Raw genomic sequence first — 21,444 nt, 5'->3', positions numbered from 1 at the left:
CCCACACTATTATACCGCTTTCTTTTCCTCAATACGAGAAAAAGGCCACCTTTCGGTGACCTTTTTCGACAGGCTGACAGACCGCACATTGTTTTGTGCGGTCTGTTTTGTTTCTGATTGGAATGCTTCAAATCGCAGCCCGGCAGAATGGTTCACCGGCTCCCCTGCTCCAGCTGTGCCTTGCGGCGCTCATATTCCTGCTCCATGAAATACCACTGCTGCTCGTCGGCATGAATGCAGTCGTTGTATTCCCGGGAATCGTATTCCCCGAACACAGCGGCCGGAACCCGCTGGCGCAGGCATTCCACCGCGGCCTGCAGCTCTTTTGGCAGGCGGAAAGCGGTGGAGTGGCACTGCTGGCGATTGTCCAGAATCCAGAGCTCCAGAATACGGGTGGTACTGACCCGGTTTCCGCTGCGTCTGGTTCTGATTTGATCCTGCCAGAAAGCACCCCGGATGTGAGAAATCATAACCGCCTCGTCGCCCAGAACCCACTCACTGCCCACTGCCAGTTTCCCGAACCACTGCCCATTCCGGCAAAGATCCTCATCCACCATGGCAAACAGCTCCTTCACCGGCGGCGCTTCCTCCGGATAGGGCAGCTGATCCCGGATGGACTGGGCCAGCCGGCTTTTCTCCGGGCAGAAAGCATCCCGCAAACCGGTGTAGGCCAGATACCCGGCGACCAGCACTCCTCCCACCGCCAGCAGACCGGCAGCTGCCAGCTTGATGTACTCCATAGAATCCCAGCCGGTTTTGTCCGCATTCCAGGAAAGGGTCAGATAGGCCGCACCGGCCGCAGCCATCAGCAGGGCGACGGCCGCCCACACCAGCTGGATCAGCTGGCCCCGGGCGCGCTGCATGCAATACCCCTCCGCCGGGCCGCCCGGCTGCTGCTTTTTGTTCCACCACATCAGCAGCAAAATCAGCGGGATGGAAAAAACGCGAAACAGAACCACCAGCAGGATATAGACCACCAGATTCCAGGGCCATTTCAGGTAAAACTGCTTTTTCTCCTTCTTCTCCGGCTGCATACACTTTCCTCCGATTCGTTCCGGTGGTTTTCTCCGGTCTTTTTCTTCATTATAACACTGCCGCCGTTTTTCCGCAGCATGGACTCCTTTTCCGGGTCTTGCCCTGCCTTCCGGGCGCATAGGCTGTAACAGGCGAGACACGCCGATTTTTCGCATATACGCAAAAAAGGAGGCTTTTTGTATGCTCGAGGTATTTTTGCAGTTTCTGGCCAGTCAGGTGCTGTATCTGGCGCTTCATCTGGAAAGCGGCAGCTTTCCCCGCCCGCTGACACCTAGGCAAGAGGTGGAGGCCTTCGCGGCCCTTCGCCGGGGCGATGCCGACGCACGGGACACCATCATCCGCCACAACCTGCGCCTTGTGGCCCACATCGTAAAAAAATACTGCGCCCTGCCCGGCGATGCGGAGGATCTGATCAGCATCGGCACCATCGGGCTGATCAAGGCGGTGAGCAGCTTCGACAGCACCAAGCAGGTGCGCTTTTCCACCTATGCGTCCCGCTGCATTGAAAATGAGATACGGATGCATCTTCGGCGGGAACGGAAGGCTCCCCTTACCCTTTCCATGCAGGAGCCGATTCAGACCAGCAAGGACGGCAGCCATCTGACCGTGCTGGATGTGGTACCGGATGATTTTCTTCTGGACGAGGACTGCGAGTGTCGGGAGGAATCCAGCCGACTGCGCACGCTGGTGCAGCAGCTCACCGGCCGGGAACGGCAGGTGATTCTGCTCCGCTACGGCCTGAGCGGCCAACCCCCGCTGACCCAGCAGCAGGTGGCTCAGCTGCTGGGAATCAGCAGAAGCTATGTTTCCCGAATTGAAAAGGCGGCGGTACAGGAGCTGCGGGCGCAGCTGGATCCGGCGCGATGATCCAAATACACCAATAAAAATGCGCCCCGAGCGAACTCGGGGCGCACAAAGCAGATGCAAAATATTGTTTACAGCAGGCTGCGGTACAGAGCAGCGATCTCCTCCACGCTGGTGTCGCGGGGGTTGCCGGGGCGGCAGGCATCGGCGTAAGCGGACTCAGACAGGAACTGCACGTCCTCTTCCTTCACGATCTCCTTCAGGTCGGCGGGGATGCCCACGTCGGTGCTCAGCTTCTTCACAGCGTCCACAGCGGCCTTGATGTACTCGTCGCGGGTCATGGTCTCGGTGCCTTCCACGCCCATGGCCTTGGCGATATCGCGGTACTTCTCTCCGGTAGCGGGAGCGTTGTACTCCATCACAGTGGGCAGCAGGATGGCGTTGGCAACACCGTGGGGGGTGTCGTAAACAGCGCCCAGGCTGTGAGCCATGCTGTGCACGATGCCCAGGCCCACGTTGGAGAAGCCCTGACCGGCGATGTACTGAGCCAGTGCCATGCCCTCACGGCCTTCCGGAGTGTTGGCCACAGCGCCACGCAGGTGCTTGGAGATCAGCTCGATGGCCTTCAGATGGAACATATCGGTCATTTCCCAGGCGCCCTTGGTGATGTAACCCTCAATGGCATGGGTCAGAGCGTCCATACCGGTGGCAGCGGTCAGGCCCTTGGGCATGCTGCTCATCATATCGGGATCAACCACGGCAACCTCGGGGATGTCGTTGGTGTCCACACAAACGAACTTGCGCTTCTTCTCCACGTCGGTGATGACGTAGTTGATGGTAACCTCGGCAGCGGTGCCGGCGGTGGTGGGAACAGCGATGGTGAACACAGCGTGCTTCTTGGTGGGAGCAACGCCCTCCAGGCTGCGCACGTCGGCGAACTCGGGGTTGTTGATGATGATGCCGATGGCCTTGGCGGTATCCATGGAGGAGCCGCCACCGATGGTCACGATGCAGTCCGCACCGGAAGCCTTGAAGGCCTCAACGCCATGCTGTACATTCTCGATGGTGGGGTTGGGCTTAATCTCGCTGTAAACTTCGTAAGCGAAGCCGGCAGCATCCAGCAGATCGGTAACCTTCTTGGTCACACCGAACTTGACCAGATCGGGGTCGGAGCAGACAAAAGCCTTTTCGTAGCCGCGGGCGGTCAGCTCGGGAACGATGTTTTCAATGGCACCCTTGCCATGATAGGAAATGGTGTTCAGAACAATGCGGTTAGCCATGGGTAAACCTCTCCTTTTTGTTATGAAAGTAAAACCGGGACGCTTCTTCCGCTGCAACCCTGCGGGAAGCGCTTCACTGTTATTATTATAACAACGTGGTTTTCCCTTTTACAAGTTACACATGAATCCCAGTGTCACATTTCATAATTTTATCAAAAAGGCCGGAAAGGCAGATTTCAGGCTTCCGGATGCAGATCCCGCAGCAGCAACTCCAGCCGCTGGGGCATCGCCTCAATGAGCAGCTCCACCATCTGTTCCGGGCTGCGTTTCATACCGCTCACCGCCCAGCTTGCGGTCATCTGGATGGATGCACGGCAGTACATTTCCAGAAGGAACGCCACATCTTCCGTAAGGGGCGCGCCGGTTTTGCGGGTGATGATTTCGCTGTAAAAACGGTAGATATACTCGTAGTCGTAAGCCATCAGCGAGTTGGCATCGTGGCTGCCGAAGGCGCAGGCAAAAAAGCTCTGCTCCGCCTTGATGAAACGGAACTTGTTCAGAAGGCCCTCCCGCAGGGTAAGGCTCACGCCCATCTCCTTGAAGGACTGCTCCACCAGTCGCTCGAAATACCAGTTTACCAGATCATATTTATCCAGAAAGCAGCGATAGAAGGTCTGGCGGCTCACACCGCAGCCCTCCACAATCTGTTTGACGGTGATTTTGTCCAGAGGTTCGCGGCCCACCAGTTCTTTCAGGGCATTGGCCAGCTTGTATTTGGTTTTGAGCGCGGATTCCATGGCGGGCGCCTCCTTTTGGCAAATCTTCTCCTCTTTACTTTATCACAAACCTGCTGCAAAGTCACGATATTTGCCGCCTGTGCAGCTTTTGCGAGTGCCGACGCACAGGATTGTTTGTGCCCTATAAAAAGAAAAAGTGCACCGGCTACCCGATGTGCAAAAAAAGGGCCCCCGCGAAAGCCTGCCCCGCAGGATTTTGTGGGAAAAAGGAGGGCAGGCGGAGCGGTGTGAGAAACGTTCCGGCCAGAGCCGGACGTTTTGAACAAAGCGCAGCCCTGACCGACGCGGCTCCCCCTGCCCGGCTCGAACCAACGACCATTCCGAGCCCGGAAATTGTCGCGCTGCACCGCGGGCTTTTGCCCGCAGCACATCGCTCTGTTTCCGGGCCCACCTCCGCTTCGCTGCATCGCCCACTGGGCTCAGATCAGCTCCGGCGCAGTGAACAGCCGCCCCGCGCCGTTTTGTCTGTGCGGCCGGTTTTGCTCTGCCTCACCCCGTCAGTTCTTGCGGCTGTGAACGCACAGGGTCGTTGGGTGTTTTACAAAAGAAAAAGCGCACCGGTTACCCGATGCGCTTTTTTCTGGCTCCCCCTGTTGGGCTCGAACCAACGACCCTGCGGTTAACAGCCGCATGCTCTACCGACTGAGCTAAGGAGGAATATCCGGTCGCCTTTCCGTTCGGCGACTTTAATAATATAACACAACTCAATAAAGAATGCAAGCCCTTTTTTCCTTTTTTGAAAAAAATTATGCGGGCCCTTTCTCAGGGCCCGCATAGAAAAACGGATCAGTGTTTCTGGTTCTTTTCCTTGATTTCCTGCTCGCGGGTAAGCAGCTGGTCGGTAACGATGTCCAGCTGTTCCAGCGCTTCGCTGCGGTTCTCCAGCGGGCTCTCCTCCAGATTCAGAGCGTCCTCGCCGCGGTATGCCAGCTTCAGCAGAATCGGGGTCAGAATGGTGCTGATAATAACCATGATGATCACGGGTCCGAACAGTGCGTCCGGCATCAGGCCCACTTCCGCGCCCTTGTTGGCAACGATCAGCGCAACCTCGCCGCGGCATACCATGCCCAGGCCGATCTGGTTGCATTCACGGGTGGAAAAGCCGCACAGCTTGGCACCCACACCGCAGCCCAGCCACTTGGACAGAACCGCAACCACCACCAGCAGAATGCTGAAGATCACGATCTGGGTGTTCATGGCAGGCAGCACCACGGTCATGCCGATGCTGGCGAAGAACACAGGAGCCAGGAACAGGTACTGCACCGGCTCAAACTTGGAAGCAATATAGCCAGCCTTCTTGGTGGCGCCGATCATCAGGCCGGCGGCGAAGGCACCGGTAATGTCGGCCACGCCGAAGAAGTGCTCGGCGATCCAGGCCATCATCAGGCAGACCACGAAGGCCGCAATGGGGAAACGCCGCAGATCCTTGCGGCCGGTATGCTCAATGTACCAGTCCAGCGCCTTCAGGCCAACCACATACACAAAGCAGCAGACCACCAGGAACAGCACGATCTTCAGCAGCACGATGGCAATGCTCTCACCGCCGCCGCCCAGGCTGGTCATAATGGTCAGGGCAATGATGCCCAGAATATCGTCGATGATGGCAGCGGCCAGAATGGTGTTGCCCACCCGGCTCTGCAGACGGCCCATCTCACGCAGGGCCTCCACCGTGATGCTCACGGAAGTGGCGGTCAGCACGGTGCCGATGAAGAAGTTCTGCAGCATGTTCTCGGTGGGAGCCAGCCAGGCAGCCAGACCCGCGCCGCCGAACAGCGGCACCAGAACGCCCAGTATCGCCACCAGAAAACCGGACTTACCGGCATTCTTCAGGTCGCGAATGTCGGTTTCCATACCGGCAGAGAACATGATCACGATCACGCCCAGCTCCGCCAGCTGCTTGATCATTTCACTGTCGCTGGGCAGCAGGCCAAACACAGCAGGACCCAGCAGCAAACCTGCCAGCAGAGCGCCTACCACCTGGGGCATCTGGAAGCGGCGGGTAATCAGGCCGCATACCTTGGTGCTTACCAGGATCAGAGCGATCTGCCACAAAAAATCATAAGACATTTCGTTGATTCCTCCCAATTTATACTCTCTCTTTGCTTTGGGGCACCAAGGCATTATACACAAATCAATCACAAATGGCAAGCGCCGTTTTTTTCACATTTTTACTTATACAGAGCAAAAAACTTTGTCAGTTTTTTAGCAATATTTCACAAACAAACAGAATATCCAGTTTCTTCATCGATCCATCATTAATTTTGTGAATTATGTTCATTTTCGCTTCTTTTCTTGCAGAAACATTTCAGTTCTTACAAAATTATATCAATTTTTCTTCAACCGTTTTTCTTCTGTTCGTACAAAATAAAACACAAAAAATCCCCATGCCGGGGCCGGCACAGGGATCTTTTATACATGTTTTTCCGTCTCAGCATTCCCCGAATGCCTTCTGAGCCGCCAGCAGCACGCCTGCACGGCTGGCCGCAAAGTTCAGGCCACCCTGCAGGTAAACAGTGTAGGGCGGGCGCATGGGGCCGTCGCAGCTGAGCTCGATGCTGCTGCCATTGGTGAAGGCGCCTGCCGCCATGATTACCTCGCTGGTATAGCCGGGCATGGCGTAGGGCTCCGGGGCAGCAAAGCTGTCCACCGGGCTGCCTGCCTGAATGCCCTGACAGAAGGCCACCATGGCCTCCGGATCACCGGTCTCGAAGCTGGTGATGATGTCGTTGCGGGGGTCGGTGTACTTGGGCAGAGGGTTCTTGCCCAGCAGATCCAGCAGGCAGCTGGCGTAGATGCTGGTCTTGATGGCCTCGGCGGTCACGCCGGGGGCATAGTACAGGCCCAGATACAGCTGGCGCAGGCTGTCCAGCGTGCAGCCCAGCTCCCGGCCGGTGCCGGGGGCAGTGAGCCGGTGGGCGCACTTTTCCACCAGATCCGCCCGGCCGGCCACATAGCCGCCGGTGGGGGCAATGCCGCCGCCGGGATTCTTGATCAGACTGCCCACAATCAGATCCGCGCCCACGCTGGTGGGTTCCGCAGTCTGGGTGAACTCGCCGTAGCAGTTATCCACCATGACCACCACGTTGGGGTTGGCCTCTTTGGCGGTGCGAATCACCTTTTCAATAGTGGCCAGATCAAAGGCGGCCCGGCTGGAATAGCCCCGGCTGCGCTGGATATGGCAGACGGTGGCGTTCTTTGCCTTCTCCGCAATCAGTGCATAGTCCGGCTGGCCGTTCTGCAGGGGGGCTTCGTCGTATTTCACGCCGTACTCCGCCAGCGTACCGCAACCCTTGCCCGCATCACCAATGCCGATCACGCCCTCCAGCGTGTCGTAAGGGCGGCCGGTGGCGGCCAGCAGGGTGTCGCCCGCACGCAGCAGGCCGAACAGCGCCACGGTGAGCGCATGGGTGCCGGACAGGAAATGGGGACGGCAGAGGGCATCCTCCGCGCCCATCACCTGTGCAAACACCTGATCCAGACGGTCACGGCCCGCATCGTCGTAGCCGTAGCCGGTGCTGCCCATCATGTGGGTGGCGGCCACCCGGTTATCGGTAAAGGCCTTGAGCATCTTCACCTGGTTGTAGTCCCGAATGGCGTCGATTTTCTCGAATTCCGGGCGGCACAGCTCCATGGCACGGGCGTCCAGCTCCTGAAAACGGGGGCTCACATCAAAAAATTGCTCGATCATGTATGATAATATCCTCTTTTCTCGTATTGATAACAGGCAGCTCTTTTTCAGGGGCCGAAGCTGCCCACTTCGCCTTCTCGTTCAAATCCCAGCGCCCGGTAAAAACCGGCACGCTCCGGTGTACACAGCAACTCCACCGTATTCCCCTGCCCGGCCAGCCGGTTCACCAGCGCACAGACAAGGAAGCGCCCCACGCCCCGGCCTCTGTGGCCTTGCAGCGTTTCCACGCCGGCCAGATAGGCGGTTTGGTTCCAGAGCGCGTAGGCGCCCGCGGTGGCAACCAGCTCCCCATCCGGGGCCTGCGCCGCCCAGATCAGGGCCCGGCCATGGTTCACCAGCGTGCAGGTCTCGCTGTAAAAGCAGTCCCGGGCATCCTCTGCCCCGCTGCCCAGGCTCTCGCCCCGGCAGAACAGGTCGGTCACCTGCCCCACACCGGGACACTCATTCAACCGGATTTTCTCCGGCGCAGGCTGCCGGGGCAGCGTGGCACCGGCAGGCAGGATCATGCGGACAAACCGCACTTTTGGCTGCCAGCCTTTCGGCACCGCAGCTGTGGTGCGCAGCTGCTGCACCCCGCAAAAGCCCAGAAAGCCCGCCAGCTCCTCCGCATCCGCCGGGCCAGCCAGCAGAGCGGACGCCCCCCGCACGCCCAGCGCAAAAGGGGCTTCCCCTTCTCCGCCGGTATAAAACCGCCAGCCGGAGCCGGGCAGCGAGCCGAATACCGCTTGCAGCGCTCCCAACTGGCAGGCCACGCCGGCCGACCGGGGATCGGCCAGCGCGGCTTCAAATCGCCGCCGGGTCTGTGCGGAATTCACCGCGCAGATCACAGGGCGTTCACCAGTTCCTTAAAGTGACGGCCGCGCACCTCAAAGTTGGGGTACAGATCAAAGCTGGCGGACGCAGGCGACAGGCTGACCACGTCGCCGGGTTTGGCGTTCTTTCGAGCCAGCTGTACCGCTTCGGCCATATCCTTTGCGTGCTCGATGATCAGGCCGCTTTCCGCAAAGCCGGGGCAGGCGCGCACCGCCGCCTCGATCTTGGGGCCGGTCTGGCCCATGAGCACCAGAACCTTCACATGAGCCAGAATTTCCGGGGCCAGCGGCTCGTAGGGAATCTTCTTGTCGTAACCGCCGGCAATGATGATGATCTTCTGGTCAAAGCTGCGCAGACCCGCAATGGTGCGGGTGGGGCTGGAGGCAATGGAATCGTTGTACCACTGCACGCCGTCCAGCAGGCGAACCGGCTCGATGCGGTGTTCCACGCCGGTGAAACTGGAACCCACACTGGCCATGGCCTCCACCGGCACCCGGCCCCACACGGCGGCACAGGCCGCCAGCAGGTTCTCAATGTTGTGCACGCCCCGCAGCTTGATCTCGTCCTTGTGCAGGATGGGGGTCACGGTACCGTTCTCCGCCATGCAGAGCATGCCGTCCTGCCGCAGGAAGGCGCCGTTATCGGTCTCTCGCAGACGGGTAAACCAGCACTGGGTTCCCTTGCAGTCCGCCTGCATGCCGCGGGTGATCTCGTTCTCGTAGCCCAGCACCGCCCGGCAGGTCTCATCCTGCCAGAGCAGGATGTTCCGCTTGGCGTCCACATACTCCTGCATATCCTTGTGGTGATCCAGATGGTTGGGGGTCACATTGGTAACCACCGCCACCTTGGGGCTGCGGCGCATGCTGATCAGCTGGAAGCTGGACAGCTCCACCACTGCTTCGTCCGCCGGGTCGATCTGATCCAGGATGGGCAGCAGGGCACGGCCGATATTGCCGCCCAGATGCACGGTGCGGCCCGCCGCCTCAAACATGGCGGCAATCAGGCTGGTGGTGGTGGTCTTGCCGTCCGAGCCGGTGACGGCGGTGATCTCGCAGGGGCAGTATTCGAAGAACAGCTCCATTTCGCTGGTCACCAGACTGCCTGCGGCTTTGGCCGCCTGCAGGGCCGGGGTGTAGTACTCAAAGCCCGGCGTGCGCATGATGATGTCCTGCCCGGCCAGACCGTTCAGATAATCCTCGCCCAGGCTCAGGGCCACGCCCAGCTGGTTCAGCGTATCGGCGTAATCGCCAAAATCCGCCAGCTGCTTTTTGTCGCACAGGGTCACCTTTGCCCCCATGGCGCAGAACTGCCCGATCAGCGTTTTGTGGCTTACGCCCGCGCCGATAAAGGCTACCTTTTTCCCTTTGATAAACGCGGCCAGCCGCTGCTTATCCTGCTGCATAACGCAAAACCCCTCTTCTTTCTGGAACATATCTTTTATTTTGACTGGTGTGATGCAAATGGTCTCTTGCTATTATAGTCACTTTTGGCCGCCCGCGCAACCAGAACCCCGGGATGAACCCCGCATTTTGGCTGTTTTGGGCCGGAAATATTTTCTTCTTTTTAAAATTTACAGTTTATTTTCTGATTTTGCACTTCTTTGCCGCCCTCCGGGTTTGTATTTTCCCCGTTTTTTTGATAAGCTAAATATGTATGTCCATGCACTTTTTGTACCATCACCGGCCCACTGTGCCGTTTACCGAAAGGACCTTTTCCCATGAGATTCCATCGTATTCTCTGCATCCTGCTCTGCCTTGTTCTGACTGCCGGATTTCTGACCGGCTGCGGCTCCAGCGGGGCCAGCTTCACCTGGCGTGTGGATCATGTTCCCGCCAACCTGGACCCGCAGATTGCGCAGGAAAGCCCTGAACGCATTGCCGTAACCAACCTTTACCGGGGCCTGACCCGCATTGATGAAAATGGCGACGCGGTTCTGGACTGCGCCGAAAGCTACACCGTAAGCAAGGACGGCCTGACCTACACCTTTACCCTGAAAGAGGATCTGGCCTATACCAAGCTGAAAAAACACGAAAAGGAATATCCCCTCACCGCTGCAGACTTTGTGTTCGGCATGGAGCGGGTTTTCCGGGAAGAAACCAACAGCCCCTATCGGGAGCTTTTTTCCAACCTGAAAGGCGCCGAAGGCGGCACGCTGGGTGTGAGTGCCCCGGACGAGCGCACGGTAGTCTACCAACTGAACGCCCCGGATCCGGCATTTCTGGAAAAGCTGGCCCAGCCGGGCGCCATGCCCTGCAACGAGGAGTTTTTTGAGCACAGTGCCGGTGCCTACGGTCTGAGCGCTGCCACCACACTGGCCAACGGTCATTTTTATCTGTACAACTGGAACGAAAACGGTCTGTTCCTGCGCCGCAGTGCCAGCGGCAGCCTGATCACCAGCCTGCGCATCGTGCTGGATACCACCGCGCAGTCCACCCTCACACCGGCCCCCGCCTCCGGCACCTCGGTCGCCCAGAGCAAACCGGCAGCCACCGGCGCGGCTGCCGTGGCCGCCGGAGATGTGACCGCCGCCATCGACGAAGCATCCTCCGCCGGCAGCCTTCCCAGCATCCCCTATACCGCCACCACCTGGGCACTGGTGTTCAACTGCGAGGACAAACAGCTGGCATCCCAAAATGTGCGGCTGGCCCTGGGCGCAAGTGCCATGGGAATCGAAACCCTTCCCGCCGGGTTCAGCACTGCCGACGGCCTGATTCCGCCCGCCATGGAGGTGAACGGTTCCGGCTACCGGGATACCGTGGGCGGTCAGATGCCCACCGTGAGCGATGTGAAGGAAAGCTGCCGCGCCGGGCTGAGCGAGGCCGGCCTGCAGCAGTTCAGCGGCATTCAGGTGCTGTATCCGGAAGGCGCTGATTACCAGGCTCTGATCGAACAGATCAGCCAGCAGTGGCAGAAAGAGCTGGGCGCGTTCTCGGCCTATTTCACCCTGAAGGCCATGCCGCTGGATGAGCTGGAAAGCACGGTGGCCGAAGGGGATTATCAGATTGCTCTGCTGCCCTTCTCTCCCTCCAGCGAGGATTGCGTAACCTTCCTGCAGCAGTTTGCCGACGGCGCCTTCACCGGCTGGGAATCCGCCGGATTCGACAGCCAGCTCCGTCAACTGGCCGGCCAGCTGGCACCGGATGCCGGGCAGATCGCTCAGGCGGAGCAGACACTGCTGGCCGGCGGTGCCATTGCCCCCCTGTGGTATCAGGATCAGGCGCTGGTCATGGCTCAGGGTGTGGAGCATGTGGTGTTCGATCCCTTCGGGCCGGTGCTGGATCTCACCTGGGCAACCTACACGGGTGGCTGATTTCATCCCCCGTTCATACGCACCCGGCAGGCCCGATTTTTCGGCCGCGCCGGGTGTTCTGTTTTCAAATCTGCCGCGGAAAATGCTCTGCGGCGAAGTTTCGTCCGTCTTTTTTCATTTTCCCCAGGCAAGGAGGAACCGCCATGCACTGCACCCACTGCAAACATTCCGCCGACGTAAACCGCCGTCTTGCCCGCATCAGCGGCCAGCTGAACGGCATTCGGGAAATGGTCAATGAAGGCCGCCCCTGCGGCGATCTGCTGACCCAGCTTTCCAGCGTGAACAGTGCCATCACTCAGGTGGCCAAGCTGATTCTCACCGAGCATCTGGAGCACTGCGTGCGCAGCGGCGAGGATACCGATCAGGTGATTGCCCAGCTTCAGACCGCCATTGACCAGTTTGCCAAGCTGAAATGACCACCAATCAATCAAAAACACCGCCCCGACCTTCCTGATGGAACGCCGGGGCGGTGTTTTGCTTTTATAACGGAGCGTTTTGCTTACTTCACGTTGTAGCTCTTCAGCAGAGCGTCGATCTTGCTGTGAGGATCGATGATGTCGCCGATGCTCATGTCGTGGTTGATCGCGTCAATAAAGTGAGCGATATACTTGGACACATCCACCTCATGGAACCACTCACGGCTGAGCAGCTCGGGGGTACGGTAGGTCAGGTTGGTGCCGAACACACCGGAGATGATGCCATCCTGGTAGGCCTTGTCGAACTCGGCCAGGCCGTTGGTGTAGATGGCGTAGGTGGCGTAGCAGAAGATGCGCTTGGCGCCGCGCTTTTTCAGCTCGTAGCCAATGTCCAGCATGCTCTCGCCGGAGGAGATGATGTCGTCGGCAATGAATACGTCCTTGCCTTCCACGCTCTCGCCCAGGTACTCGTGAGCCACAATGGGGTTGCGGCCATTCACGATACGGGAGTAGTCACGGCGCTTGTAGAACATGCCCAGGTTCACAGCCAGCACGCTGGAGTAGTACATGTTGCGGTTGATGGCGCCTTCGTCCGGGCTGATGACCATGAAGTTGTCACGGTTGGGCTTGAAGTCCTCGATGCACTTGAACATGGTCTTGAGCACCTGATAGGTGGGCATCACGTTGTCCATACCCATCAGAGGCACCGCATTGGAAACGCGGGGATCGTGGGCGTCGAAGGTGATGATGTTTTCCACACCCATGCTGTGCAGCTCCTGCAGCGCGTAGGCGCAGTCCAGGCTTTCCCGGTAGGAGCGGCGATGCTGACGGCTGCCGTAGAGCAGGGGCATGATCACGGTGATGCGGCGGGCCTTGCCGGAAGCGGCCTGGATCAGGCGCTTCAGATCCTGATAGTGGTCATCCGGGCTCATGCAGTTCTCGTTGCCGAACATCTTGTACTTGCAGCTGTAGTTGCCCACATCCACCACAAAGTACAAATCGTCGCCGCGAACGCTCTGACGGATCACACCCTTGCCGTCGCCGGAAGAAAAGCGGGGGCACTCGCTGGGGATGATGAAGGTCTCGCGGTCTACACCCTTTTCACGGGCCCACACCACCAGATGACGGTCGATCAGGGCGGTCAGCTCCTGAGCGCCGGGGGTCGCGATCAGACCGAGTTCGGCAACGCCGCTGTTTGCCATGAGGCTCTCTGTACCGTTGGCTTGATACATCGTTAAACGCTCCTTACGTTGTTAAATGGTTGTTATCGCCCGATTACAGGGCACATACAGTTCAACTTAATATTAACATAAAATTTACTTTTGTGCTCAGCAATTCTCTTCTTTTCGTCATTTTCTGCGGCTTGCCCGGGTGTATGTTCTCCCGCCGGAGAAAAGTTGGGCGTTTTGCCCAATGTTTTTCGTTTTTTCCCGCAGCCTGCCCTCCCGTAAACCTGATTTGCAACGCCCGATCAGCCGTTATTTCTCTATCAAAATAACCAAACTTTTCGTCATATCCTTGCTATTATGCCCAATTTTTATCGGCCTGTACGCAAAAGCCCGGGGCTCTGCGGCAGAGCTCCGGGCTTTTGATTTTATGTTTATTATACAAAGGGGTTGTAGTAACGGCTGCCATCCCAGAAGGTGATGACCAGCGAGCCCAGTGCAATCACCGTGCCCAGAATCAGCACCACCCAGTCCCGGGTGGCAAAGGGTCGTTTGGCGTACCAGGTGCGGCTTTTGTTCTTACCGAAGCCACGCAGCTCCATGGCGTTGGAAATCACCTCAATGCGGTTCAGACTGCCCAGAATCAGCGGCAGCAGGATATTCGCACTGCCCTTCAGCCGATCCATCAGCTTGTCCTTGCCGGAAATGTCCACGCCACGGGCCTGCTGGGCCTGATTGATGTTGTGGTAATCACGCTGCACATCCGGAATGTAGCGCAGTGCCAGCGCCACCGCATAGCCAATGCGATAGCTCACACCGATGCTGGCCAGACTGGCGGCAAACTCGCTGGGATCGGTGCACAGAATGAACACCAGTGCCAGCGGAATGACCACCACCACCTTCAGCGTCATGTTCAAATGGTAGAACAGCTGCTGCGCGGTGAGGGTATAGGGCCCCACCAGCTGCACCAGCAGGGTGCGGCTCTGATAGATCTCCACGCCGTATTCCGGCTTGAACAGATAGACGAACAGGTTGTTCAGCAAAAGGAACACAAAGGCCATCCAGAGGATGAGCTTCACGTCCCGGTAACGTACCCGGCTGATCTTGAAGATGGCCAGGCTCATCACCAGAAACACCACCAGTACCCGGGTATCGTAGGTGACCATGGTGGCAACGCTGAACAGCAGAAACACAATCAGCTTTGTGGTTCCGGTGAGCTTGTGCACCACACTGCCCCGGGGCAGATAGGAAAGGATCAGACTGTTTGCCACTTGTCGCGTACCTCCCGGTCGTAGTCAATAAAATGCTGCACAAAGGCCTCCGGCGGCTGAATGCCGCACTGCTGAGCCAGCGTGAACAGGCTTGTTTCCTTCAGAGCCGCCTGCTCCACCAGCTCCTCGCTGCACAGCAGCCGGGCGGGGGGCAGATCACCGATCATGCGGCTCTGGCTGAATACCAGCGCCCGGCTGGTGTATTCCAGCATCAGGTGCATGTCGTGGGTGACCATGATCACCGTGTAGCCCTTCTGGTTCAGGCTGCGCAGAAATTCCATGATCTCGGTGTAATGGCGGAAATCCTGTCCGGCGGTAGGCTCGTCCAGAATCAGCACACGGGGCTGCATCACCAGCACGCTGGCGATGGTCACCCGCTTTTTCTGCCCGAAGGAAAGGGCGGAAACCGGCCATTTCCGGAAGGGATACAGCCCGCATACGGTGAGCGCCTCATTCACCCGGCGCTCCACCTCATCCTCCGGGAGCTTTGCGGTGCGCAGGCCCAGCGCCACCTCGTCAAAAATCAGGCTCTGGCTGATCATCTGGTTGGGATTCTGCATCACATAGCCGATGTGTGCGGCCCGTTCCTTGATGGTATCCCCCGCCAGATCCCGGCCATTCAGCCGGATACTGCCGCTGCGGGGCGTTTCAAAGCCGCAGATCAGCTTGGCCAGCGTGCTTTTGCCCGCGCCGTTTCGGCCCACGATGCTCACCATCTCGCCCTCGTTCAGGGTAAAGCTCACATCCCGCAGGTTGGTAACGCCTTCGCTGTAACCAAAGCACAGATCCTTTACCTCCAGCAGCGGAGCGGCTGCGGGCGGCTGGGGCCGAACCACCGTTTGCCGGTACCAGTCCCGCACTGCCGCCTTGTCCTGTTCGGTAAGGAGCAGCGTGTTCACATGGGCAGGCTTTTTCTCCGCCTCCAGGGAAACGCCGGCGTATTTCAACGCAGTGATATACAGCGGCTCCCGGATGCCGTTTTCGGTCAGTTGATCTCCTGCCAGCAATGCCTCGGGGGTGGTGTCCGCCAGAATGCGGCCCTCACCCATGAGCACGATCCGATCCACACTGCGCCAGAGCACATCCTCAAGCCGATGCTCGATGATGATCACCGTTGCGCCGGTCTTTTTCTGTATCTGATCAATCAACTCGATGGTCTGCTTGCCGGCAGCCGGGTCCAGATTGGCCAGCGGTTCATCGAACAGCAGCACCTTCACATCGTCCACCATTACGCCGGCCAGACTCACACGCTGCTTCTGGCCACCGCTCAGGGCATGGGGCTCCTGATCCAGCAGGTTCTCCACGTCCACCAGGCGGGCCACCCGTTCCACCGTCTGCTTCATTTCCGGCTGGGCCACACACTGGTTCTCCAGTGCAAAGGCGATGTCCTCGCCCACCGTCAGGCCGATGAACTGGCCGTCCGGATCCTGCAGAACAGTGCCCACATGCTTGGACAGTTCAAAAATGCTGGCATGGGGTGCGTCCACACCGTCCACCATCAGGCTACCGGTGCATTTGCCGGGATAGCTGAAGGGAATCAGTCCGTTGATGCAGCTGGCGATGGTGCTTTTGCCGCTGCCGGACGGGCCTGCAATCAGCACCCGCTCCCCCGGCTGAATGGCCAGGTCGATGTTGTACAGAGTGGGTTCTGCCTGGGCGTCATACTGGAAACCAAAGTTCTTGAATTCGATAATGGGCTGTGCCACGGCGGTTCCTCCGTTTTTTGTTGCTCAATCCCGCACGCCGGAAGAGGGGCGGCGGGGGTCTGTTTGGGGAATCATTCCCCGGGAAAGGCGGCGAGGCTGTATTCCGGCCCGCCTGTCAATGAAAAAGCGGGGCTTTCGGCCCATAGTGCCGGAAGGCCCCGCTCTGTGCTCGGGATCAATGCCAACCCGGCCGGAGAATTACTCCCGGTTCAGAGAGCCCTTCTTGGTGCGGGTCTTGGCGTAGGCAACCAGCAGCACAGTGCCCACCACACCGGTGGTGATGGCGTTCACGATGCCGGCGGTCAGGCCCTGGGCGAACAGCTTCTCAATGGGCTCGTTGTAGATAACGATGTCCAGAACGGGAGCCACCACGCCCCAGCAGATCACATGGGCGATCAGCTGAGAAACGTTGAACAGAATGATCTGCTTTTTGCCGAACACGCCGCTCTCCAGATCCAGCTTGCCCAGGAACAGGCCGGTCAGCAGACCGAACACGCCGGAAGCGATGATCCAGCTCCACCAGGGGCCGTAGGCGGTGAAGTCCACCAGAGCATGGCCGATCAGACCGATCACCAGGCCGGCAATGGGGCCGAACAGGCCGGCGAACACGGCCTGAATGGCGTACTGCAGGCTTACATAAGTGTTGGGTACCGGGGTGGGAATGGAGATCTTACCCAGTACAAAGAACAGAGCCGCGCCAATACCGATGGCGACCACGGTTTTTACAGACATTTTTTTCATGACGATTCCCTCACTTTTTCTTGTATGGATCACGGGCCGGGGGCACGCAAGAAATCCCTGACTCCGGCCCGGGCGGACCTTATTCGTAGATCATGCGGGGCGCCTTGCGCACGCTGATACGCCAGGAGGTGCCGGTGCCGATGTTGTAGGCCCGGGCAAAGCTGCCCTGGTTGATGGCCACCGCCAGATTATCCAGACTGTTCACATACAGCAGCGGCTCGCCCACATACACATCTGCAAAGCTCTTGGCATATACCATGATGTTTTTATACAGCACCCGGGTATCGTTGCTGATGGTGATCTCCACCCGCTGGCCATGCTCGATGTTCAACGACGCAAACAGGGTGCGGGGAATGTTGGTCCACAGGCTGCCGAACCGCACATCCAGCACGTCAATGGTACCGCTCACCACGTCTCCGCTGAGCACTGCGTCCACCACCGGAAGCTCCACGATGCTGGCCGGGTCGATGGCCGGGCCAACCTGCTCCCAGCTGATCACGCCGGAGGCCAGCCGTGCGCCGGTGAAGGCGTAGATATCGCGGCCATGGAAGGTGTAGCTCTCGCCGGAATTGGGCAGGCGGTTGAGGGTCTCGTCAATCACACGGGCCTCCACAATGCCGCTCATCCGCTTGATGTGGGTCAGGGTGCCGTTGTCCGGCGTAACAATGTAGTGCCCGCCGCTGGTCTTGGCCACGATGCTGCGCCTGTCACTGCCCACGCCCGGGTCCACCACACTTACGAATACGCTGCCCTCCGGCCAGTACTGCACCGTCTGAATCAGGCGGTAGCTGGCCTCCCAGATGTCATACTGGGGGATGTCATGGGTCAGATCGTATACACGCAGGCTGTCACACACGCCTTCCGCCACACCATACATGGCGCTCACCGCGCCGTCTGCCAGGCCGAAGTCGGATTGCAGGATCAAGGGTTTCATGGGTTGATTCGCTCCTTTGCCAATGGGATCGCCCCGGGCAGCGGGCGGCAGCGCCGCCTGCGCACCGTAAGGCAGCAGTAAAAACAACAATTTTTATTATAGGCATCACGGCTCATTCCGTCAATATTTTCAACGCCTTCTTTGCTGTGAAATTCCAGTGCGGGGCCCTGTTTTTTCCTTCCTGGGCCTGAAACGGAACGCAACAAAAAAATCCCTGCCCGTTGCGGGGCAGGGATCGCAGGCTTTGATTAAACCAGCTCGATGATCGCCATCTCGGCAGCATCGCCGCGGCGGGCGCCGATCTTGATGATGCGGGTGTAGCCGCCGTTGCGGTCGGCATACTTGGGGCCGTACTCATCGATGACTTTCTTGGCAACAGTCTCCTTGGTAATGTAGGAGAAGACCTGGCGCTTGGAATGCAGATCTTCCTTCTTACCCAGGGTTACCATCTTCTCCGCCATGGAACGAACTTCCTTGGCGCGGGTAACGGTGGTCTCGATTTTGCCGTTTTCAAACAGGTAGGTGACCATAGCGCGCAGCATAGCGTTGCGGTGATCGCTGGTCCGGCCGAGTTTTCTGGTACCGGGCATCCCGTTTCACTCCTTTGCAGTAATTACTCGTCGTCTTTGGTAAGTGTGAAGCCCAGGGAGTCCAGCTTTGCCATGACTTCTTCCAGGCTTTTGCGGCCGAGGTTCCGAACTTTCATCATTTCGTCCTCGGACTTGTTAATCAAGTCTTCCACGGTGTTGATGCCGGCACGCTTCAGGCAGTTGAAGGAACGCACGCTCAGATCCAGCTCTTCGATGGTCATCTCCAGAGCCTTCTCCTTGCCCTTGTCGTCCTTCTCCACCATGATCTCAGCGCCCATGGCCTCTTCCGACAGGTTGACAAACAGGTTCAGGTGCTCGGTCAGCACGCGGGCCGCCAGGCTGACAGCCTCTTTGGCGTTGATGGTGCCGTCGGTCCAAACTTCCAGAGTCAGTTTGTCGTAGTCGGTGATCTGGCCAACGCGGGTGTTTTCCACCGTGTAGTTGACTTTCAGAACGGGGGTGTAGATGCTGTCGATGGGCAGAACATTCAGGTCGTTCTTTTCCAGTACAGCCTGCTTGTTACGCTCTGCCGGCACATAGCCGCGACCCTTGTCAAAGGTCAGCTCCATCACGAGCTTGCCGTTGTCTTCCAGGGTGGCGATGTGCCATTCGGGGTTGAGCACCTCGATCTCATCGCTGGGTTTGATGCTGCCAGCAGTAACCTCCCCCTCACCGGACGCTTCGATGCGCACGGTGACAGGTCCGTCGGCGTAGAGCTTGGCTGCGATGCCCTTCAGATTCAGCACGATCTCGGTCACGTCTTCTTTCACGCCGGGAATGGTGCTGAACTCGTGGACCACGCCATCGATCTTTACGCTGGTGACGGCAACGCCGGGAAGCGACGAAAGCAGGACACGCCGTAAGCTATTGCCCAAGGTGGTACCAAAACCGCGCTCCAGAGGCTCAACGACGAACTTGCCGTAGCGGCCGTCCGGAGACAGGCTGGTGGTATCGATTCTGGGGCGTTCAATCTCCATCATAGTAAAACCCTCCTTGGTGGGCCGGCCAAAGCGCGTTTGGCCGGCCTTTGTTGTTCGCTTTCCCTATGCGCTGAGCTTATTACTTGGAGTACAACTCAACGATCAGGTGTTCCTCAACCGGCAGGTCGATGTCCTCGCGAACGGGCAGCTTGGTAACGGTGCCCTTCAGAGAGTTCTTCTCACGATCCAGCCACTGGGGCAGGGCAACCACGGGGGCGTCCTCGCCGGTCAGCTTGCTGAACTTCACGGAAGAGCGGCTGGCGGAGGCAACCTCCACCACGTCGCCAGCCTTCACCAGGTAAGAAGGAATGTTAACCTTCTTGCCGTTCACGGTGAAGTGAGCGTGGCTCACCAGCTGACGAGCCTCACGACGGGTAGCGGCAAAGCCCAGGCGGTAAACCACGTTGTCCAGGCGGCGCTCCACCAGGATCAGCAGGTTCTCACCGGTCTTGCCGGGCATGCGGCTGGCCTTCTCGTAGTAGGAACGGAACTGACGCTCCATGATGCCGTAAACGAACTTGACCTTCTGCTTTTCGGCCAACTGAAGAGCGTACTCACTCTTCTTCTTTCTCATCTGGCCGCCAGGATTGCGATTGGTGTTCTTCTTCGCATAACCCATAACAGCAGGAGAAATGCCCAGAGCGCGGCAGCGCTTTGCGATAGGCTGCATATTCTTAGCCATAACTAGTGTTTCTCCTTTCGATCAAATGCGGCGGCGCTTCGGGGGACGGCAGCCGTTGTGGGGGATGGGGGTAACGTCTTTGATCATGTTGACTTCCAGACCGGTGGCCTGCAGGGCACGGATGGCAGCCTCACGGCCAGCGCCGGGGCCCTTCACGTACACTTCAACAGTCTTCATGCCATGCTCCATAGCGGCCTTCGCTGCGGTCTCGGCAGCGGACTGGGCAGCAAACGGAGTGCTCTTACGGGAACCACGGAAGTTCAGACCGCCAGAGCTGGCCCAAGAAACGGTGTTGCCCTGAGTATCCGTAATGGTAACAATGGTATTGTTAAAGGTACTCTGGATGTGAGCAGCGCCGCGCTCAATGTTCTTGCGCTCGCGCCGCTTGGTGCGGACGGCGCCCTTTTTAGCAGCAGCTTTGATTGCCATTTCTCTTGCTCCTCCTTACTTCTTCTTGTTCGCCACAGTGCGCTTGGGACCTTTGCGGGTACGGGCATTGGTCTTGGTGCGCTGACCATGAACGGGCAGGCCCTTACGATGGCGGACACCGCGGTAGCACTGAACCTCCACCAGACGCTTGATGTCCAGCGCAACGTTACGGCGCAGGTCACCTTCCACGATGATGTTGTTCTTGTCCAGGTACTCACGGATCAGACCCTCTTCCTCAGCGGTCAGGTCCTTAACGCGGGTGTCGGGATTGATACCGGTACCAGCCAAAATCTGCTTAGCAGTGCTGGGACCAATGCCATAGATATAAGTCAGGCCTACTTCAACGCGCTTCTCGCGGGGCAGGTCAACGCCGGCAATACGTGCCATAGTTTAAAAACCTCCTAAATTAACATCCCATGTCCATGTCGGGGGCTGCGCCGGGAATCTACGCACTTGCCCCCCTAGCGTTTTGGGCTTTAAATCAGCCCTGGCGCTGCTTGTGCTTGGGGTTTTCGCAGATGACCATCACGCGACCTTTGCGCTTGATGACCTTGCATTTTTCGCAGATGGGTTTCACGGAAGGTTTAACCTTCATGATGATGAACCTCCTTTTGACTCAAGGACGCTCTTACTTGGAGCGCCAGGTGATGCGGCCCTTGGTAAGATCATAGGGCGACATTTCCAGTGTTACTTTATCGCCGGGCAGGATGCGGATGAAGTTGGTCCGCAGTTTGCCGGAGATGTGTGCCAGCAACCGATGGCCGTTTGCCAGCTCCACCCGGAAGGTGGCATTGGGCAGGGCCTCTACGACCGTACCCTCTACTTCGATTACGTCTTCTTTAGACAAGCTCTTCCCTCCTCG

Annotated in this window: 22 protein-coding genes and 1 tRNA gene; 3 read left to right on the top strand and 20 right to left on the bottom strand. The window is 58.5% G+C overall.

Going from position 1 to position 21,444, the window contains the following annotated elements:
- Positions 1-152 precede the first annotated feature (152 nt).
- A complete protein-coding gene (locus ACESYO_RS08310; protein ID WP_058965261.1) occupies positions 153-1,034 on the bottom strand; it encodes a hypothetical protein in 882 nt (293 codons plus the stop codon).
- 181 nt (positions 1,035-1,215) lie between these two features.
- Between ACESYO_RS08310 and ACESYO_RS08305 the strand changes: the two genes are divergently transcribed.
- Positions 1,216-1,902: a sigma-70 family RNA polymerase sigma factor gene (locus ACESYO_RS08305; RefSeq protein ID WP_058965262.1), complete on the top strand. Its 687-nt coding sequence runs from the start codon at positions 1,216-1,218 to the stop codon at positions 1,900-1,902.
- A gap of 68 nt (positions 1,903-1,970) precedes the next feature.
- On the opposite strand, the gene fucO is transcribed toward ACESYO_RS08305, so the two are convergent.
- From fucO to murD, 7 genes are all read right to left on the bottom strand, one after another.
- Positions 1,971-3,119 (bottom strand): lactaldehyde reductase, encoded by a 1,149-nt coding sequence (gene fucO, locus ACESYO_RS08300; RefSeq protein WP_373209758.1) that lies wholly within the window; start codon positions 3,117-3,119, stop codon positions 1,971-1,973.
- A 176-nt stretch (positions 3,120-3,295) separates the two neighbouring features.
- Positions 3,296-3,856 carry a TetR/AcrR family transcriptional regulator C-terminal domain-containing protein gene (locus ACESYO_RS08295; protein WP_058965264.1) on the bottom strand — a complete coding sequence of 187 codons (561 nt, stop codon included), beginning with the start codon at positions 3,854-3,856 and terminating at the stop codon, positions 3,296-3,298.
- A gap of 581 nt (positions 3,857-4,437) precedes the next feature.
- A tRNA-Asn gene (locus ACESYO_RS08290) sits at positions 4,438-4,513 on the bottom strand.
- A gap of 129 nt (positions 4,514-4,642) precedes the next feature.
- On the bottom strand, positions 4,643-5,923 hold the full coding sequence (locus ACESYO_RS08285; RefSeq protein ID WP_058965265.1) for a cation:proton antiporter: 1,281 nt from the start codon (positions 5,921-5,923) through the stop codon (positions 4,643-4,645).
- Between the two features lie 361 nt (positions 5,924-6,284).
- On the bottom strand, positions 6,285-7,544 hold the full coding sequence (locus tag ACESYO_RS08280) for a methionine gamma-lyase family protein (RefSeq protein WP_373209757.1): 1,260 nt from the start codon (positions 7,542-7,544) through the stop codon (positions 6,285-6,287).
- Between the two features lie 47 nt (positions 7,545-7,591).
- Positions 7,592-8,359, bottom strand: coding sequence for a GNAT family N-acetyltransferase (locus tag ACESYO_RS08275; protein ID WP_373209756.1), 768 nt, complete (start codon positions 8,357-8,359; stop codon positions 7,592-7,594).
- A gap of 8 nt (positions 8,360-8,367) precedes the next feature.
- Positions 8,368-9,759 carry a UDP-N-acetylmuramoyl-L-alanine--D-glutamate ligase gene (gene murD / locus ACESYO_RS08270; protein ID WP_058965268.1) on the bottom strand — a complete coding sequence of 464 codons (1,392 nt, stop codon included), beginning with the start codon at positions 9,757-9,759 and terminating at the stop codon, positions 8,368-8,370.
- 315 nt (positions 9,760-10,074) lie between these two features.
- Here murD and ACESYO_RS08265 point away from each other — a divergent pair, with 315 nt between their 5' ends.
- Both ACESYO_RS08265 and ACESYO_RS08260 read left to right on the top strand, forming a co-directional pair.
- Positions 10,075-11,667 carry an ABC transporter substrate-binding protein gene (locus tag ACESYO_RS08265; protein WP_373209755.1) on the top strand — a complete coding sequence of 531 codons (1,593 nt, stop codon included), beginning with the start codon at positions 10,075-10,077 and terminating at the stop codon, positions 11,665-11,667.
- A gap of 143 nt (positions 11,668-11,810) precedes the next feature.
- Positions 11,811-12,083 carry a metal-sensing transcriptional repressor gene (locus tag ACESYO_RS08260; RefSeq protein WP_058965270.1) on the top strand — a complete coding sequence of 91 codons (273 nt, stop codon included), beginning with the start codon at positions 11,811-11,813 and terminating at the stop codon, positions 12,081-12,083.
- 83 nt (positions 12,084-12,166) lie between these two features.
- Here ACESYO_RS08260 and ACESYO_RS08255 read toward each other — a convergent pair whose 3' ends face one another.
- The 12 genes from ACESYO_RS08255 to infA form a co-directional block, all read right to left on the bottom strand.
- Entirely contained in the window at positions 12,167-13,315 is a 1,149-nt protein-coding gene (locus ACESYO_RS08255) for a ribose-phosphate pyrophosphokinase (RefSeq protein WP_276871691.1), read from the bottom strand.
- Between the two features lie 371 nt (positions 13,316-13,686).
- Positions 13,687-14,520 (bottom strand): energy-coupling factor transporter transmembrane component T family protein, encoded by an 834-nt coding sequence (locus tag ACESYO_RS08250; RefSeq protein WP_058965272.1) that lies wholly within the window; start codon positions 14,518-14,520, stop codon positions 13,687-13,689.
- Positions 14,505-16,226, bottom strand: coding sequence for an ABC transporter ATP-binding protein (locus ACESYO_RS08245; RefSeq protein ID WP_283129294.1), 1,722 nt, complete (start codon positions 16,224-16,226; stop codon positions 14,505-14,507). The genes ACESYO_RS08250 and ACESYO_RS08245 overlap by 16 nt, the downstream gene beginning before the upstream one ends.
- A 198-nt stretch (positions 16,227-16,424) precedes the next feature.
- Positions 16,425-16,958, bottom strand: a complete 534-nt coding sequence (locus ACESYO_RS08240) for an ECF-type riboflavin transporter substrate-binding protein (RefSeq protein WP_457851514.1) — start codon at positions 16,956-16,958, stop codon at positions 16,425-16,427.
- 88 nt (positions 16,959-17,046) lie between these two features.
- Positions 17,047-17,901, bottom strand: coding sequence for an SAM hydrolase/SAM-dependent halogenase family protein (locus ACESYO_RS08235; protein ID WP_058965275.1), 855 nt, complete (start codon positions 17,899-17,901; stop codon positions 17,047-17,049).
- Positions 17,902-18,149: 248 nt separating this feature from the next.
- Positions 18,150-18,491, bottom strand: coding sequence for a 50S ribosomal protein L17 (gene rplQ / locus ACESYO_RS08230; RefSeq protein ID WP_058965276.1), 342 nt, complete (start codon positions 18,489-18,491; stop codon positions 18,150-18,152).
- A 23-nt stretch (positions 18,492-18,514) separates the two neighbouring features.
- A complete protein-coding gene (locus ACESYO_RS08225; protein WP_058965277.1) occupies positions 18,515-19,471 on the bottom strand; it encodes a DNA-directed RNA polymerase subunit alpha in 957 nt (318 codons plus the stop codon).
- A gap of 79 nt (positions 19,472-19,550) precedes the next feature.
- Positions 19,551-20,153, bottom strand: a complete 603-nt coding sequence (gene rpsD / locus ACESYO_RS08220) for a 30S ribosomal protein S4 (protein WP_058965278.1) — start codon at positions 20,151-20,153, stop codon at positions 19,551-19,553.
- Between the two features lie 21 nt (positions 20,154-20,174).
- The gene (gene rpsK, locus ACESYO_RS08215) at positions 20,175-20,582 is read right to left on the bottom strand and encodes a 30S ribosomal protein S11 (protein WP_058965279.1); all 408 of its coding nucleotides are present in this window, start codon (positions 20,580-20,582) and stop codon (positions 20,175-20,177) included.
- A gap of 15 nt (positions 20,583-20,597) precedes the next feature.
- Positions 20,598-20,969 (bottom strand): 30S ribosomal protein S13, encoded by a 372-nt coding sequence (gene rpsM, locus ACESYO_RS08210; RefSeq protein ID WP_058965280.1) that lies wholly within the window; start codon positions 20,967-20,969, stop codon positions 20,598-20,600.
- A 94-nt stretch (positions 20,970-21,063) separates the two neighbouring features.
- On the bottom strand, positions 21,064-21,177 hold the full coding sequence (gene rpmJ, locus ACESYO_RS08205) for a 50S ribosomal protein L36 (RefSeq protein WP_058965281.1): 114 nt from the start codon (positions 21,175-21,177) through the stop codon (positions 21,064-21,066).
- Positions 21,178-21,210: 33 nt separating this feature from the next.
- Positions 21,211-21,429, bottom strand: a complete 219-nt coding sequence (gene infA, locus ACESYO_RS08200) for a translation initiation factor IF-1 (protein WP_058965282.1) — start codon at positions 21,427-21,429, stop codon at positions 21,211-21,213.
- Positions 21,430-21,444: the final 15 nt, after the last annotated feature.

This window comes from Allofournierella massiliensis (assembly GCF_964241245.1).
GTDB lineage: Bacteria > Bacillota > Clostridia > Oscillospirales > Ruminococcaceae > Allofournierella > Allofournierella massiliensis.
Note: the sequence above shows the minus strand (reverse complement) of the source record. Positions and strands in the feature narration are given on the sequence as shown.

Excerpts from the sequence above, each read along its gene's own strand:
- ACESYO_RS08310 (WP_058965261.1), bottom strand. The coding sequence starts at position 1,034 with ATGCAGCCGGAGAAGAAGGAGAAAAAGCAGTTTTACCTGAAATGGCCC.
- ACESYO_RS08305 (WP_058965262.1), top strand. The coding sequence starts at position 1,216 with ATGCTCGAGGTATTTTTGCAGTTTCTGGCCAGTCAGGTGCTGTATCTG.
- fucO (WP_373209758.1), bottom strand. The coding sequence starts at position 3,119 with ATGGCTAACCGCATTGTTCTGAACACCATTTCCTATCATGGCAAGGGT.
- ACESYO_RS08295 (WP_058965264.1), bottom strand. The coding sequence starts at position 3,856 with ATGGAATCCGCGCTCAAAACCAAATACAAGCTGGCCAATGCCCTGAAA.
- ACESYO_RS08285 (WP_058965265.1), bottom strand. The coding sequence starts at position 5,923 with ATGTCTTATGATTTTTTGTGGCAGATCGCTCTGATCCTGGTAAGCACC.
- ACESYO_RS08280 (WP_373209757.1), bottom strand. The coding sequence starts at position 7,544 with ATGATCGAGCAATTTTTTGATGTGAGCCCCCGTTTTCAGGAGCTGGAC.
- murD (WP_058965268.1), bottom strand. The coding sequence starts at position 9,759 with ATGCAGCAGGATAAGCAGCGGCTGGCCGCGTTTATCAAAGGGAAAAAG.
- ACESYO_RS08265 (WP_373209755.1), top strand. The coding sequence starts at position 10,075 with ATGAGATTCCATCGTATTCTCTGCATCCTGCTCTGCCTTGTTCTGACT.
- ACESYO_RS08260 (WP_058965270.1), top strand. The coding sequence starts at position 11,811 with ATGCACTGCACCCACTGCAAACATTCCGCCGACGTAAACCGCCGTCTT.
- ACESYO_RS08255 (WP_276871691.1), bottom strand. The coding sequence starts at position 13,315 with ATGTATCAAGCCAACGGTACAGAGAGCCTCATGGCAAACAGCGGCGTT.
- ACESYO_RS08240 (WP_457851514.1), bottom strand. The coding sequence starts at position 16,958 with ATGTCTGTAAAAACCGTGGTCGCCATCGGTATTGGCGCGGCTCTGTTC.
- ACESYO_RS08235 (WP_058965275.1), bottom strand. The coding sequence starts at position 17,901 with ATGAAACCCTTGATCCTGCAATCCGACTTCGGCCTGGCAGACGGCGCG.
- rplQ (WP_058965276.1), bottom strand. The coding sequence starts at position 18,491 with ATGCCCGGTACCAGAAAACTCGGCCGGACCAGCGATCACCGCAACGCT.
- ACESYO_RS08225 (WP_058965277.1), bottom strand. The coding sequence starts at position 19,471 with ATGATGGAGATTGAACGCCCCAGAATCGATACCACCAGCCTGTCTCCG.
- rpsD (WP_058965278.1), bottom strand. The coding sequence starts at position 20,153 with ATGGCTAAGAATATGCAGCCTATCGCAAAGCGCTGCCGCGCTCTGGGC.
- rpsK (WP_058965279.1), bottom strand. The coding sequence starts at position 20,582 with ATGGCAATCAAAGCTGCTGCTAAAAAGGGCGCCGTCCGCACCAAGCGG.
- rpsM (WP_058965280.1), bottom strand. The coding sequence starts at position 20,969 with ATGGCACGTATTGCCGGCGTTGACCTGCCCCGCGAGAAGCGCGTTGAA.
- rpmJ (WP_058965281.1), bottom strand. The coding sequence starts at position 21,177 with ATGAAGGTTAAACCTTCCGTGAAACCCATCTGCGAAAAATGCAAGGTC.